Below are 14357 nucleotides of genomic sequence, written 5' to 3'. Positions count from 1 at the left end.
AGGTTAGTAATTTGAGTGACATGGCGAAAAACTTGATCCTGTGGTTGGTCATAGCCGTGGTGTTGATGTCGGTATTCCAGAGCTTTAGCCCGAGCGAGCCGAGTGGACGCCAGACGGACTATACCACCTTTGTACAGGAAGTAGCCCAAGGGCAGATCCGTGAAGTACGGATGGATGGCAAGACCATCAATGGCGTTAAACGCAGTGGTGATCGTTTTACCACTATTCTGCCGGCGGAAGATCCTCAGCTGCTGAATGATCTGCTGAACAACAACGTGCGGGTCGTGGGTGAAAAACCGGAAGAACCGAGCCTGCTGACGTCTATTTTCATTTCCTGGTTCCCCATGCTGCTGCTGATCGGCGTTTGGGTATTCTTCATGCGTCAGATGCAGGGCGGTGGCGGTGGCAAGGGTGCCATGAGCTTCGGCAAGAGCAAGGCCCGCCTGATGGGTGAAGATCAGATCAAAACCACCTTCGCCGATGTGGCCGGGTGCGATGAAGCGAAGGAAGATGTCAAAGAGCTGGTCGACTACCTGCGTGATCCCAGTCGTTTCCAGAAACTGGGTGGTCGGATCCCGACCGGTATTCTGCTGGTAGGTCCCCCCGGTACCGGTAAGACCTTGCTGGCCAAGGCCATTGCCGGTGAAGCCAAGGTACCCTTCTTTACCATTTCCGGCTCCGATTTTGTCGAAATGTTTGTCGGTGTGGGTGCATCCCGGGTCCGGGACATGTTCGAACAGGCGAAGAAGTCTGCCCCCTGTATCATCTTTATCGATGAAATCGATGCGGTCGGTCGCCAGCGCGGTGCCGGTCTGGGTGGCGGTCACGACGAACGCGAACAGACCCTGAACCAGATGCTGGTCGAAATGGACGGCTTTGAAGGTAACGAGGGCGTGATTGTTATCGCCGCCACCAACAGACCAGACGTACTGGATCCGGCGTTGCTGCGTCCCGGTCGTTTCGACCGTCAGGTGGTCGTCGGCCTGCCCGATGTACGTGGCCGGGAGCAAATCCTCAAGGTCCACATGCGTCGTGTGCCGCTGGGCGATGATGTCAATGCCAGCGTGATTGCTCGTGGTACTCCGGGGTTCAGTGGTGCCGACCTGGCCAACCTGGTCAACGAAGCCGCCCTGTTTGCCGCGCGCTCTGCCCGTCGACTGGTGTCGATGGAAGAGTTTGAAAAGGCGAAGGACAAGATCATGATGGGTGCCGAGCGCCGTTCCATGGTGATGTCCGAGTCCGAGAAGGCGATGACCGCCTATCATGAAGCGGGTCACGCCATCGTCGGTCGCATGGTGCCCGAGCATGATCCGGTGTACAAGGTGTCGATTATTCCTCGCGGCCGCGCCCTGGGTGTGACCATGTATCTACCCGAGCAGGACCGCTTCAGTTACAGCAAGCAGCATCTGGAGTCGATGATTTCCAGCCTGTACGGTGGTCGACTGGCGGAAGAAATCATTTATGGTTTCGACAAGGTCACTACCGGTGCTTCCAACGACATCGAGCGCGCCACCGAGATTGCCCACAAGATGGTGACTCAGTGGGGTCTGTCGGAAAAACTGGGCCCCTTGCTGTATGCGGATGAAGAAGGCGAAGTCTTCCTCGGCCGTACCGCGGCCAAGGTCAAGCACATGTCCGATGAAACCGCCAATGCCATCGATGCCGAGGTGAAAGACGTCATTCATCGTAACTTCGAGCGCGCCAAGCAGATACTGATGGACAACATCGATATCCTGCACGCCATGAAAGATGCGCTGATGAAGTACGAAACCATCGATGCCAAGCAGATTGATGATTTGATGGCTCGTCGTGATGTGCGGCCACCGGCTGACTGGAAAGAAGAGTCTGACGACACGCCCCAGGGCCCGACCGCCAGCTCCGGTGACAAGGATGCAGAACAAGCCGATGAGCCCAAGTCTGCTGCCCCGGACATGAATAAGCCCGGTGATGCCACCAGTAACTGATGTTTTATGATAAATTGAGCCCCGAACATCCCCTGTTCGGGGCTTTTTATTTTGTGGGAACCCGTCACTATGCTGTTATCGAGCACCTCCAGAAGCCTGGACCTATCCTCACCCCGCATCATGGGGATCCTCAACCTGACGCCCGACTCTTTTTCGGACGGCGGCCATTTCGTGGATCGGGACGCGGCCTTGCGTCATGCGCTGCAGATGGTCAAAGACGGCGCTACCCTGATTGACGTGGGGGGCGAGTCGACTCGACCCGGAGCCGATGCGGTGGCTGAGCAGCAGGAACTGGATCGGGTCATACCGGTACTGGAACTGTTACGCCGGGAGCTGGATTGCTGGATCTCCATCGATACCAACAAGGCGGTAGTGATGCAGGAAGCGGTCAGGGCCGGTGCGGATCTGATCAACGACATCCGTGCCCTGCGTGAGCCGAATGCCCTGCGGGTGGCTGCGAACAGCGGCGCCGCCGTTTGTCTGATGCATATGCAGGGACAGCCCAGAACCATGCAGCAGGCGCCGGATTATCGGGATGTCACGCTCGAGGTGGTGGATTTTCTGCAGCAACGGCTGCGGGCCTGCGATGAGGCGGGTATTCCCCGCGAGCGGATTTGCCTGGATCCCGGCTACGGTTTTGGCAAACGACTCGAACACAATTATGAATTGCTGGGCAAGGTCGGTCAGTTGCACCAATTGGGTCTGCCCTTGCTGGTGGGCATGTCACGCAAGTCGATGCTGGGGCAACTGCTGCAGCGGGAACTGGATGAACGTCTGGCCGGTGGCCTGGCGGCCCATCTGTTTGCGCTGAGTCAGGGCGCACAGATACTGCGGGTACACGATGTAAAAGAAATGGCCGATGCCGTACGGGTATGGCAGCAGGCCGCACAATATCAGGGATAACAATGATGAGCAGAAAATATTTTGGTACCGATGGCGTTCGCGGACGAGTAGGGGATTATCCCATCACCCCGGAATTCGTGATGAAACTGGGCTGGGCCGCCGGCAAGGTGCTGTCGCGGATCGGTACCAAGAAGGTGCTGATCGGCAAAGACACACGTATCTCCGGTTATATGCTGGAGTCGGCGCTGGAAGCGGGTCTGTCTGCTGCCGGCATACAGGCCGCGTTGCTTGGCCCCATGCCGACCCCGGCCATTGCCTATCTGACCCGCACCTTCAGGGCCGAGGCTGGTATCGTGATCAGTGCTTCCCACAATCCCTATTACGATAACGGTATCAAATTCTTCGCGCACGACGGCACCAAGCTGCCGGACGAGGTGGAGCTGGCCATCGAGGCCATGCTTGATCAGCCGATGGACTGCGTACCGTCCGAGCAGTTGGGTAAAGCCAGTCGCATCAGCGATGCCGCCGGTCGCTACATCGAATTCTGCAAGAGTACTTTTCCCTCAGAGATGCACCTCGACGGCCTGACCATAGTGCTCGACTGCGCCCATGGCGCCACCTACCACATTGCCCCCTCGGTGTTTGAAGAGCTGGGTGCCAGGGTGATCCGCACCGGTGTGCAGCCGAATGGCCTCAACATCAATGATAAGGTTGGCTCGACCGCACCGGCGGCACTGGTGGCGGCGGTGCAGGAGCATGGTGCCGATCTGGGGATTGCCTTCGACGGCGATGGCGACCGCCTGGCGATGGTGGATCATACCGGCGCCTTGCTCGACGGCGACCAGTTGCTGTATATCATGGCCCGCGATGCTCGGCGCAGAGGTCAGCTTAATGGCGGAGTGGTCGGCACCCTGATGAGCAACATGGCGCTGGAACTGGCGATGGCGGAGCTGGACATCCCCTTCAAACGCGCGAAGGTGGGCGATCGCTATGTAATGGAGCTGCTGAAAGAGCACGGCTGGAAGCTGGGCGGCGAAAACTCCGGCCATGTCATCAGTCTGGACCACAACACCACCGGCGATGGGATCGTCGCCGCGCTGCAGGTGCTGCGCGCCATGGTCGATGAAGGCCGCAGCCTGCATGAACTGGGCCGGGAGCTGGTGCTTTACCCTCAGGTACTGGTTAACGTGCGCTTCAATGCCGGTACCGATCCGCTGACCGACAGCGAAGTACAGCAGCGTGTTGCCGCAGCGGAAGATGAATTGGCCGGTGCCGGCCGGGTCTTGCTGCGCAAATCCGGTACCGAACCGCTGATCCGGGTGATGGTCGAGGGTGCCGACGAGCCTCAGGTACGTCGTCTGGCCGAGCATATCGCCGATGCGATCGTTTGACTTCGTGTGAGGTGTGAGGCAAAAACGGTTGTGCAATCATCGCTTTGCCGGCTTTTTATGCAGTTGAGCGGTTTTTTTAAAATTGCGCTTGTATCCCGACAAGGGTGTAGCTAGTATTAGCCCCGCTCCGGACAGCAGTCTGATGCGGGGCTCAGACGTCAAGCAAAGGTATAGCTGATGTACGAAATTCTTTTAGTGGTGTATCTGCTTATTGCGCTGACTTTGATTGGTCTGGTGCTGATTCAGCAAGGTAAAGGCGCCGATATGGGTGCTTCCTTCGGAGCAGGTGCGTCGAACACGGTTTTTGGCTCCAGCGGGTCGGGTAATTTTCTGACCAAGGCGACTACGCTGCTGGCAGCAGGCTTCTTTGTGGTGAGTCTGGTACTGGGTAATCTTTCCAGTAACGCGACCAAGCAGGGAAGTGAATGGGAAGATCTTTCTGTACCTCAGGTAGAAGAAAGCGTCATCCCGGGTGATGTCCCTGCCGCGAACAGCAGCGACGTACCCGAATAAAGTTTTTGCCGAGGTGGTGGAATTGGTAGACACGCTATCTTGAGGGGGTAGTGCCTGTATAGGCGTGCGGGTTCAAGTCCCGCTCTCGGCACCAAGTCATAGTTAAGTTGAGATTCTTGCTCAGATTAACTATAATCTCGCACGATTTCGGACGCGGGGTGGAGCAGCCTGGTAGCTCGTCGGGCTCATAACCCGAAGGTCGTCGGTTCAAATCCGGCCCCCGCAACCAATCCTCACGTTTATCGCATATTATTTAATAGTAAGTGCGGTAAATGGTCGCTGCGAGGCGACAGTCAGGGTCCAGGTGAATAGCCCCGATTTGAAGATCGGGGCTTTTTGTTATCTGCACTTTAGCACCGGTATCATCGGTGCACATTCACTGGGCTGCGAGCCCTTTTTTTGTTTTCGGAGGGGTAGCTTTGGCTACATTGGAACAACGACTGACCGATATGCTGTCAGAGCCGGTAGAGGCTCTGGGCTTTGAATTGCTGGGGCTCGAGTTTGTGCGCGCCGGCCGGCATTCGACCTTACGTTTGTACATCGACCATGAAAACGGTATTGAGGTAACTGATTGTGCCGAAGTCAGCCGGCAAGTCAGTGCCGTGCTTGATGTGGAAGATCCCATTTCTACCGAATATGATTTGGAGGTGTCCTCTCCGGGAATGGCTCGCCCCCTGTTCAAGCCGGCTCATTATCAGGCCGTTATAGGCCAGCAGGTATCATTGTCCCTGCGCATGGCGGTGAACAATCATCGTAAACTGACCGGGCTTCTGGTGTCGGTAGACGACACCATGATCAGGCTGGAGGTGGCGGGAACCGAGTTCCCCATCGCCTTCGCCAACATCCAAAAAGCACATCTGGTTCCGAACTTTGACTAACGAGGCAGTCGGACATGAATAAAGAAATATTGCTGGTTGTTGATGCCGTTTCTAACGAAAAGGCCGTGCCTCGCGAAAAGATTTTCGAGGCACTGGAAACCGCCCTGGCTACGGCCACCAAGAAAAAATACGAAGGCGAAATCTCGGTACGGGTCGAAATCGATCGCAAGAGTGGTAATTTCGAGACCTTCCGTCGCTGGCAGGTAGTGGAAAATCAGGAAGCGCTGACCAATCCCTACGGCGAAATCACCCTGGAAGCGGCACAAATCGATGAGCCGGATATCCAGGTTGGCGATTATGTGGAAGACGAGATTGACTCTGTCACCTTCGACCGTATTACTACTCAAACCGCCAAGCAGGTTATCGTACAGAAAGTACGTGAAGCCGAGCGCATGCAGGTGGTGGAGCAGTTCCAGGATCAGGAAGGCGAAATCATCACCGGTGTGGTCAAAAAGGCGACCCGTGACAACGTGATTCTGGATCTGGGCAGCAACGCCGAGGCGGTGATCTTCCGTGAAGATCTGCTGCCGCGCGAATCGTTCCGCTCCGGTGACCGTATCCGCGGTCTGCTGTATGCGGTGCGCCCCGAAGCTCGTGGTGCCCAGCTGTTCGTCAGCCGCAGTCACCCCGACTTCCTGAAAGAACTGTTCCGTATCGAAGTGCCGGAAATCGGTGAAGAAATCATCGAAATCATGGGCGCTGCCCGGGATCCGGGCAGCCGTGCCAAGATCGCGGTCAAGACCAACGACCGCCGCATCGACCCCATCGGCGCCTGCGTCGGCATGCGTGGTGCGCGAGTGCAAGCCGTCTCCGGCGAGCTCGGTGGTGAACGGGTTGATATCGTACTGTGGGACGACAATCCCGCCCAGTTCGTGATCAACGCCATGGCGCCGGCGGATGTGGCCTCCATCATCGTTGATGAAGATGCCCATTCCATGGATATTGCAGTGGAATCCGGCAATCTGGCCCAGGCTATCGGCCGTAACGGCCAGAACGTTCGTCTTGCATCTCAGCTGACCGGCTGGGAGCTGAACGTGATGACGGTGGAAGATCTGCAGGGCAAGCATCAGGTTGAAAGCGACAAGATCATGAATCTGTTTGTCCAGCATCTGGACATCGATGAAGATTTCGCCGCCTTGCTGATGGAAGAGGGCTTTTCCTCCCTGGAAGAAATTGCCTATGTGCCGGTCAGCGAGCTGTTGAGCGTCGAAGGCCTGGATGAAGACATGGTGGAGGAGCTGCGTAATCGTGCCAAGGATGCCCTGACCACGCGGGCCCTGGCGCAGGAAGAATCATTCGAAGGGGTGGAGCCGGCAGAAGACCTGCTCGCACTGCCCTCCATGACCCGGGAACTCGCGTATTCGCTTGCCGCCCGTGGTGTTGCGGATCTGGAAGAATTGGCAGAACAGGGCATTGATGACCTTGAAGGAATTGAAGGTCTTGATGAAACCCTTGCAGGGGAGCTGATCATGGCCGCCCGCAATATCTGCTGGTTCGGAGACCAGAACGAAGAATAAGATCAGCGGAGGTAAATGAATGGCAGAAGTTACATTAACGCAGCTTGCCAGCGACATCGACACATCGGTTGACCGTCTTGTCCAGCAGTTTCGCGAGGCCGGCATGGAAAAATCCAGTGCCGACACCGTATCGGAAACCGAAAAGGCCGCCTTGCTGACGTTTTTAAAGAAACAGCATGGCGCCGACGATAAAGAACCCAAGCGGATGACTCTGCAGCGCAAGACCATCAGCACCCTGAGTGTGCCGGTCGTCGGCGGCAAGAGCAAAGCCGTACAGGTAGAAGTGCGCAAGAAGCGCACTTACGTAAGACGCGATTCGCTGGAAGAGCAGCAGCGTCAACAGGAAGCAGAAGAGCAGGCGCGTCTGGAAGCAGAAGCTCAGGCCCGACGTGAGGCCGAAGAGCAAGCCAAACGCGAAGCCGAAGACAAGGCCAAGCGTGAGGCGCAAGAACAAGCCAAGCGTGACGCGGAAGAAAAAGCCCGCCAGGCTCAGCTGCAAGCTCAGAAAACCACAGAGCAGGGGGCAACCAAGCCCCAAAGCAAAGAGCAGAAAAAGGCGGACGAAATGGCCAAGAGCGAAGCAGAAAAACTGAAGCAGCAGCGTGAGCAGGAAGCCTTGCGCAAGGCCGAGCTGGAAGCACAGAAAAAGGCCGAAGAAGTCCGCAAGCTGGCGGAAGAAAATGAAAAGCGCTGGGCTGAAGAAGCCGCGGCCAAGAAGCCGGAAGACGCGGATTACCATGTCATGACCAATGAGCATGCCAAGCGCCGAAGATGAAGCCGATAAAACCGAAGAGCAGAAAGCCCGCCGCAGTGTGGGTGGCAAGAAGCGCAAAGGTGGCAAGACCAAGGAAGATCGCGAGAACCGCGAGAGCCGCAACGAACGCCAGAGAAAAGGCAAGCGCGCCAAGGTGATGACGCCCAACTCGATGAAGCATGGTTTCCAGAAGCCGGCCCAGCCAGTCAGCCGTGACGTTGAAATCGGCGAAACCGTCAGCGTGGCCGAGCTGGCCAACAAGATGGCGGTCAAGGGTGCCGAAGTCATCAAGACCATGATGAAGATGGGCGCCATGGTGACCATCAACCAGGTGATCGATCAGGAAACCGCCCAGCTGGTGGCGGAAGAGATGGGCCACAAGGTGATTCTGCGTCGTGAAAACGAACTGGAGCAGAAGGTACTGTCGGATCGGGATACCGATGCCGAGCGTCAGACTCGCGCTCCGGTGGTGACCATCATGGGCCACGTCGACCACGGTAAAACCTCGACCCTGGATTATATCCGTCGGGCCAAGGTCGCCGCCGGTGAAGCTGGTGGTATTACCCAGCACATCGGTGCCTATCACGTCGAAACTGACAATGGCATGATCACCTTCCTGGATACTCCGGGTCACGCCGCCTTTACCTCCATGCGTGCTCGTGGTGCCAGCGCCACCGATATCGTTATTCTGGTGGTGGCAGCGGATGACGGCGTGATGCCGCAGACCGTTGAGGCCATCCAGCATGCCAAGGCCGCCGGTGTCCCCCTGATCGTTGCGGTCAACAAGATGGACAAGCCGGAAGCGGATATCGATCGGGTCAAGAGCGAACTGTCTCAGCACGGCGTGATGTCGGAAGACTGGGGCGGCGAAAACATGTTCGTGTTCATCTCGGCCAAAACCGGTCAGGGTATCGACGAACTGCTCGAAGCCATCCTGCTGCAGGCGGAAGTACTGGAACTGAATGCCGTGTATGACGGCATGGCGTCCGGTGTGGTCATCGAGTCGCGTCTCGACAAGGGTCGTGGTCCGGTTGCCACCGTACTGGTACAGGAAGGTACTCTGAACCAGGGTGACATCGTGCTCTGTGGTCTGGAATATGGCCGCGTTCGTGCGATGAAGGATGAACTGGGTCGTGAAATCAAGACCGCCGGTCCGTCCATTCCGGTCGAAATCCTGGGTCTGTCCGGCGTGCCGGCTGCCGGTGACGAAGCCACCGTGGTCCGTGACGAGAAGAAAGCCCGTGAAGTGGCGCTCTACCGTCAGGGCAAGTTCCGCGAAGTGAAACTGGCGCGTCAGCAGAAAGCCAAGCTGGAGAATATGTTCTCCAACATGACCGAAGGCGAAGTGGCCGAAGTCAACCTGGTACTGAAGGCGGATGTTCAGGGCTCCATCGAGGCGATTTCCGACTCGTTGCAGAAACTGTCCACCGACGAAGTGAAGGTCAAGATCATCGGCTCCGGTGTGGGTGGTATCACCGAAACCGACGCCAGCCTGGCCGCGGCCTCCAACGCCATCATCGTGGGCTTCAACGTCCGTGCCGATGCGTCTGCCCGCAAGATGATCGAATCGGAAGACATCGATCTGCGCTACTACAGCGTGATCTATGAACTGCTGGACGAAGTGAAGCAGGCCATGACCGGCATGCTGGCACCCGAGTTCAAGCAGGAAATCATCGGTCTGGCTCAGGTACGTGACGTGTTCCGTTCACCCAAGTTTGGTGCCGTGGCCGGTTGTATGGTCACCGAAGGTAACGTCAAGCGCAGCAACCCGATCCGGGTATTGCGTGACAACGTGGTTATCTACGAAGGCGAGCTGGAATCTCTGCGTCGCTTCAAAGACGATGTCCAGGAAGTGCGTAACGGCATGGAATGTGGTATCGCCGTGAAGAACTACAATGATGTACGAGTGGGCGACCAGATAGAAGTCTTCCAGATCGTGGAAGTACAGCGCACCCTGTAAGGGCGACATCGGCCCCGGTACAGCCGGGGCCGGAAGGCACAGCCCGCCGGCACGCCATAAACCCTTAATGGGGGCCTGACGGCGGTATCCCTGCCGCCGACAGTCGGCTCAGCTGTATCCTTTCGTCACCTGGATTGATATTAAGGGGCCTCTTGGCTCCTTTTTTTATTGGATTGAATCATTATGGCCAGAGAATTCAGCCGTACCCGCCGGGTTGGGCAGGAACTGCAAAAAGAAATTGCGATGATCCTGCAGCGGGAAATCAAAGATGATCGCCTCAAACTGGTGACCGTATCCGGTGTGGAATTGTCACGGGATCTTAACTACGCCAAGGTGTTCGTTACCTTCCTGGAAAATGATCCGGAAAAAATCGAACAGGGCATGAAAGTATTGAAAGATGCCAGCGGATTTATCCGCAGCCTGGTGGGCAAGGCGATGCGACTGCGGGTGACCCCGGAACTGCGTTTCTCCTACGATCAGAGCCTGGTCGAGGGTATGCGGATTTCCACCCTGGTGTCGAGCACCATTGCCGAAGACAAGCGCCGGATGCAGGAATCTGACCGGGATGAGAACGAACAAGACCAAGACCAAGAGAAGAAGGACTGAGCATGGGCCGTCAGCGTCGATTTCGTGGCCGTGAGGTAGACGGCATCCTGTTGTTGGATAAACCTGCCGGTATTACCTCCAACGATGCCCTGCAGCAGGTCAAGCGTATTTATGCCGCCGCCAAGGCCGGCCATACCGGTGCCCTGGATCCGCTGGCCACCGGCATGCTGCCGATCTGCCTGGGCGAGGCAACCAAGTTTTCCCAGTTCCTGCTGGATGCGGACAAGCGCTATCGGGTGGTTGCCAAGCTGGGCGAGCGCACCGATACCAGTGATGCGGATGGAGAAGTGGTCGAGATCCGGCCGGTCAATGTGGCTCCGGGCGATCTGATCGAGGCGCTGGATCGTTTTCGTGGCCAGAGTGAGCAGATCCCGTCCATGTACTCGGCGCTCAAGTATCAGGGCAAACCGCTGTACCAGTACGCCCGTGAGGGTATCGAAGTACCGCGGGAATCCCGTCCCATCACCGTCTATGAGCTGACCCTGATCCGCTTTGAAGGTGATGAAGTGGAGCTGGAAGTACATTGCAGCAAGGGTACCTATATCCGGACCATCGTCGATGATCTGGGTGAAGTGCTGGGCTGCGGCGCCCATGTTACCGTGCTGCGCCGGCTGGCAGTGGCGGGCTATCCGACCGATCGCATGCTGACCCTGGAGCAGTTGCAGTGCATCCTCGAAAACTGCCGGGCGCAGGACATTGCCCCCCGGCTGGAGCTGGATCCGCTGCTGTTGCCGATGGATACCGCCGTGGCCAGCCTGCCGGAAGTGAACATGTCCGAACTGGTGGCCGGTTATATCAATCAGGGCCAGGCGGTACAGGTTTCCGGTGCGCCACTCGACGGTTTTGTACGCATGACCATGGGTGAAGAACACCAGTTTATCGGTGTCGGTGAGATCGACGACGATGGCAAGGTCGCGCCCAAGCGTCTGGTACGCTGAACGGAGACGATCTCCGGCTGAAATCAGGCCCGGCAGGGCCTGATTTCAGCGACGACATTTTCTGGTTGCCAACACCGGCTTAACTGGTAGAATGCGCAGCTCGCTTTCCGGCTGAATTAGTGATCGGCTGGAATAAACATTCATCTCTTTGGAGTAACAAGATGTCACTAAATGCTGAAACCAAAGCCCAAATCGTTGCTGACTTTGCTCGTGGCGAAGGCGACACCGGTTCACCTGAAGTTCAGGTAGCCCTGCTGAGCGCCCAGATCAACCACCTGCAAGGTCACTTCAAGCAGCACATCCACGACCACCACAGCCGTCGTGGCCTGCTGCGCATGGTATCCCAGCGTCGTAGCCTGCTGGACTACCTGAAGCGTAAAGACGTTGAGCGTTACCGCTCACTGATCGAAAAACTGGGCCTGCGTCGTTAATCGACCATCCGGTTCAAGAAAAAGGGGCTTCGGCCCCTTTTTTGTTGCCACTGTTGTTCAAGGTTAGGGGTAAGGCCTGAGGTGTCAGGAGTAAAACCGCGCCGTGAATCAGGTGTTTCTCGCCTCATCCCGGCACTTCACTCCCCACCTGCCCGCCTGTTTTTCCCTTGCGATTCTGTCCTTTAAACGGGAATCAAGTATACTGTGCCGGTAAATTAAGAGACCAAACATATTAAGGAATCTACAACGTGAATCCTATCGTGAAAACCTTCCAGTACGGTCAGCATACCGTTACCCTCGAAACCGGTGTGATGGCGCGTCAGGCGAGCGGCGCCGTCATGGCCAGCATCGATGATACCGCCGTTCTGGTGACCGTCGTTGGCAAGCGTGAAGCCGATGAAAGCAAAGACTTTTTTCCGCTGACCGTTAACTACCAGGAGCGTACCTACGCTGCCGGCCGCATCCCGGGCAGTTTCTTCAAGCGCGAAGGCCGCCCGACGGAAGGCGAAACGCTGACCTCGCGACTGATTGACCGTCCGATCCGTCCGCTGTTTCCCGAAGGGTTCAAAAACGAAGTACAGGTGATCGCCACCGTGGTATCGGCCAATCCCGATATCGCGCCGGACATCATCGCCATGCTGGGCACCTCTGCTGCTCTGGCCATTTCCGGTATTCCGTTTGCCGGTCCCATCGGTGCCGCTCGCGTCGGTTACATGAATGGCGAATATGTGCTGAACCCGACCATCAGCGAGCTGGAGAACAGCGAGCTGGATCTGGTGGTTGCCGGTACTGCCAATGCCGTACTGATGGTGGAGTCCGAAGCCAACATTCTGCCCGAAGAGGTCATGCTGGGCGCCGTGGTTTACGGTCACGAGCAGTTGAACACCGCCGTTCAGGCCATCAACGAATTCGCCGCCGAAGTGGGCACCCAGCCCTGGGACTGGCAGCCTAAGGCCGAGAATGAAGGCCTGAAAGCCAGGGTTGCCGAGCTGGCCACCGCCGAGCTGGGCGAAGCCTATCGCATCACCGACAAGACCGCCCGTCGTGATGCCATCGGCGCCATCAAGACCAGGGTGCTGGAAACCATTCTGACCGAGAGCCCCGAGCAGAGCATCAAGGAAGTGCAAGAACAGCTGGGCAAGCTGGAGAAGCACATCGTGCGTGGCCGCGTCGTCCGCGGCGAACCCCGTATCGATGGTCGTGAACCGGACATGATCCGTGCCCTGAACGTGGCCACCGGTCTGCTGCCCCGTACCCATGGTTCCGCCCTGTTCACCCGTGGCGAAACCCAGGCTCTGGTTGCCGCCACCCTGGGCACCGAGCGTGATGCCCAGCTGATCGACGAGCTGACCGGCGCCCGGACCAACCGCTTCATGCTGCACTACAACTTTCCTCCTTACTGTGTGGGTGAAACCGGTATGGTCGGCAGCCCCAAGCGTCGTGAAATCGGTCACGGCCGTCTGGCCAAGCGCGGCGTTGCTGCCGTGATGCCGAGTGCCGATGTGTTCCCGTACACTGTACGTGTGGTATCCGAAATCACCGAGTCCAACGGTTCTTCCTCCATGGCCTCGGTGTGTGGTACTTCGCTGGCGCTGATGGATGCGGGCGTGCCGATCAAGCTTCCGTAGCCGGTATCGCCATGGGTCTGGTGAAAGAAGAAGAAGGCTTTGTCGTGCTGTCCGATATCCTGGGTGACGAAGATCACCTGGGCGACATGGACTTCAAGGTAGCCGGTACCACCCAGGGTGTGACCGCACTGCAGATGGACATCAAGATCGAAGGCATCACCCGTGAAATCATGGAAGTGGCGCTGAAGCAGGCGCGTAACGCCCGTCTGCACATCCTGAAAGTGATGGATGAAGCGATGCAGGCCCCGCGTGCCGAGATCTCCGATTTCGCTCCGCGCATTCATATCATCAAGATCAACCCGGAGAAGATCCGTGATGTGATCGGTAAAGGCGGCGCCACCATCCGTGCCCTGACCGAAGAAACCGGCACCACCATCGAACTGGATGATGACGGTACCGTTAAAATTGCCGCCGTGGACGGTGAAGCCGCCAAACTGGCCATTCGTCGTATCGAGCAGCTGACCGCAGAAGTGGAAAGCGGCACCATCTACGACGGTCAGGTCGTGCGTCTGGCCGATTTCGGTGCCTTCGTCAACATTCTGCCCGGTAAAGATGGTCTGGTGCACATCTCCCAGATCACCGAAGAGCGGGTCAAGAACGTGTCCGATCACCTGACCGTGGGTGACACCGTCAAGGTCAAGGTACTGGAAGTGGATCGTCAGGGTCGAATTCGTCTGTCCATCAAGGAAGCGAAAGAGCCGACAGAAACCACCGAAGCACCTGCTGTCGAGGAAACCAAGGTAGAAGAAGCCAAGAAGACCGAAGCAGCACCGGCCGAAGAAGCCAGGGCAGAAGCCGCACCGGCCGACAAGGCCGAGTAAAACTTCAGCCCCAGCCTGACAGGTTAATGGGTAAATAGAAAAAGCCGGGATGATTCCCTAATGCCGTTCACTTAAGGTGAACGGCATTTTTCTTTCTGACTGGGTACGTGTTC

General features: G+C 57.3%; 9 protein-coding genes, 2 tRNA genes and 2 pseudogenes. All 13 read left to right on the top strand.

The window, feature by feature from the left end:
• Window positions 1-11: 11 nt before the first annotated feature.
• A complete protein-coding gene (ftsH, locus tag BFR47_RS11585; protein WP_071473221.1) occupies window positions 12-1964 on the top strand; it encodes an ATP-dependent zinc metalloprotease FtsH in 1953 nt (650 codons plus the stop codon).
• Window positions 1965-2033: 69 nt separating this feature from the next.
• Entirely contained in the window at window positions 2034-2867 is an 834-nt protein-coding gene (gene folP, locus BFR47_RS11580; protein WP_071473220.1) for a dihydropteroate synthase, read from the top strand.
• Between the two features lie 5 nt (window positions 2868-2872).
• Window positions 2873-4198, top strand: a complete 1326-nt coding sequence (gene glmM / locus BFR47_RS11575) for a phosphoglucosamine mutase (protein ID WP_071473393.1) — start codon at window positions 2873-2875, stop codon at window positions 4196-4198.
• Window positions 4199-4375: 177 nt separating this feature from the next.
• Complete coding sequence (gene secG, locus BFR47_RS11570) at window positions 4376-4711, top strand: preprotein translocase subunit SecG (protein ID WP_071473219.1); 336 nt, start codon at window positions 4376-4378, stop codon at window positions 4709-4711.
• A gap of 7 nt (window positions 4712-4718) precedes the next feature.
• Window positions 4719-4805: transfer RNA gene (locus BFR47_RS11565), tRNA-Leu, on the top strand.
• A gap of 58 nt (window positions 4806-4863) precedes the next feature.
• Window positions 4864-4940: transfer RNA gene (locus tag BFR47_RS11560), tRNA-Met, on the top strand.
• Window positions 4941-5130: 190 nt separating this feature from the next.
• Complete coding sequence (gene rimP / locus BFR47_RS11555; RefSeq protein WP_083399116.1) at window positions 5131-5589, top strand: ribosome maturation factor RimP; 459 nt, start codon at window positions 5131-5133, stop codon at window positions 5587-5589.
• Window positions 5590-5603: 14 nt separating this feature from the next.
• Window positions 5604-7106 carry a transcription termination factor NusA gene (gene nusA, locus BFR47_RS11550; RefSeq protein WP_071473218.1) on the top strand — a complete coding sequence of 501 codons (1503 nt, stop codon included), beginning with the start codon at window positions 5604-5606 and terminating at the stop codon, window positions 7104-7106.
• Between the two features lie 19 nt (window positions 7107-7125).
• A pseudogene (gene infB, locus BFR47_RS11540) lies at window positions 7126-9820 on the top strand (translation initiation factor IF-2).
• Between the two features lie 183 nt (window positions 9821-10003).
• Window positions 10004-10426, top strand: a complete 423-nt coding sequence (gene rbfA / locus BFR47_RS11535; protein WP_071473216.1) for a 30S ribosome-binding factor RbfA — start codon at window positions 10004-10006, stop codon at window positions 10424-10426.
• 2 nt (window positions 10427-10428) lie between these two features.
• A complete protein-coding gene (gene truB / locus BFR47_RS11530) occupies window positions 10429-11364 on the top strand; it encodes a tRNA pseudouridine(55) synthase TruB (protein ID WP_071473215.1) in 936 nt (311 codons plus the stop codon).
• Between the two features lie 161 nt (window positions 11365-11525).
• Window positions 11526-11795 carry a 30S ribosomal protein S15 gene (gene rpsO / locus BFR47_RS11525; RefSeq protein ID WP_071473214.1) on the top strand — a complete coding sequence of 90 codons (270 nt, stop codon included), beginning with the start codon at window positions 11526-11528 and terminating at the stop codon, window positions 11793-11795.
• Window positions 11796-12043: 248 nt separating this feature from the next.
• Window positions 12044-14244: pseudogene (gene pnp, locus BFR47_RS11520) on the top strand (polyribonucleotide nucleotidyltransferase).
• Window positions 14245-14357: the final 113 nt, after the last annotated feature.

Source organism: Oceanisphaera psychrotolerans, from assembly GCF_001870485.1.
GTDB classification, from domain to species: domain Bacteria; phylum Pseudomonadota; class Gammaproteobacteria; order Enterobacterales; family Aeromonadaceae; genus Oceanimonas; species Oceanimonas psychrotolerans.
This window is presented reverse-complemented; position numbering and strand designations above follow the sequence as displayed.

Coding starts and splice junctions, on each gene's coding strand:
- folP (WP_071473220.1), top strand. CDS start 2,034: ATGCTGTTATCGAGCACCTCCAGAAGCCTGGACCTATCCTCACCCCGC.
- glmM (WP_071473393.1), top strand. CDS start 2,873: ATGAGCAGAAAATATTTTGGTACCGATGGCGTTCGCGGACGAGTAGGG.
- secG (WP_071473219.1), top strand. CDS start 4,376: ATGTACGAAATTCTTTTAGTGGTGTATCTGCTTATTGCGCTGACTTTG.
- nusA (WP_071473218.1), top strand. CDS start 5,604: ATGAATAAAGAAATATTGCTGGTTGTTGATGCCGTTTCTAACGAAAAG.
- rbfA (WP_071473216.1), top strand. CDS start 10,004: ATGGCCAGAGAATTCAGCCGTACCCGCCGGGTTGGGCAGGAACTGCAA.
- truB (WP_071473215.1), top strand. CDS start 10,429: ATGGGCCGTCAGCGTCGATTTCGTGGCCGTGAGGTAGACGGCATCCTG.
- rpsO (WP_071473214.1), top strand. CDS start 11,526: ATGTCACTAAATGCTGAAACCAAAGCCCAAATCGTTGCTGACTTTGCT.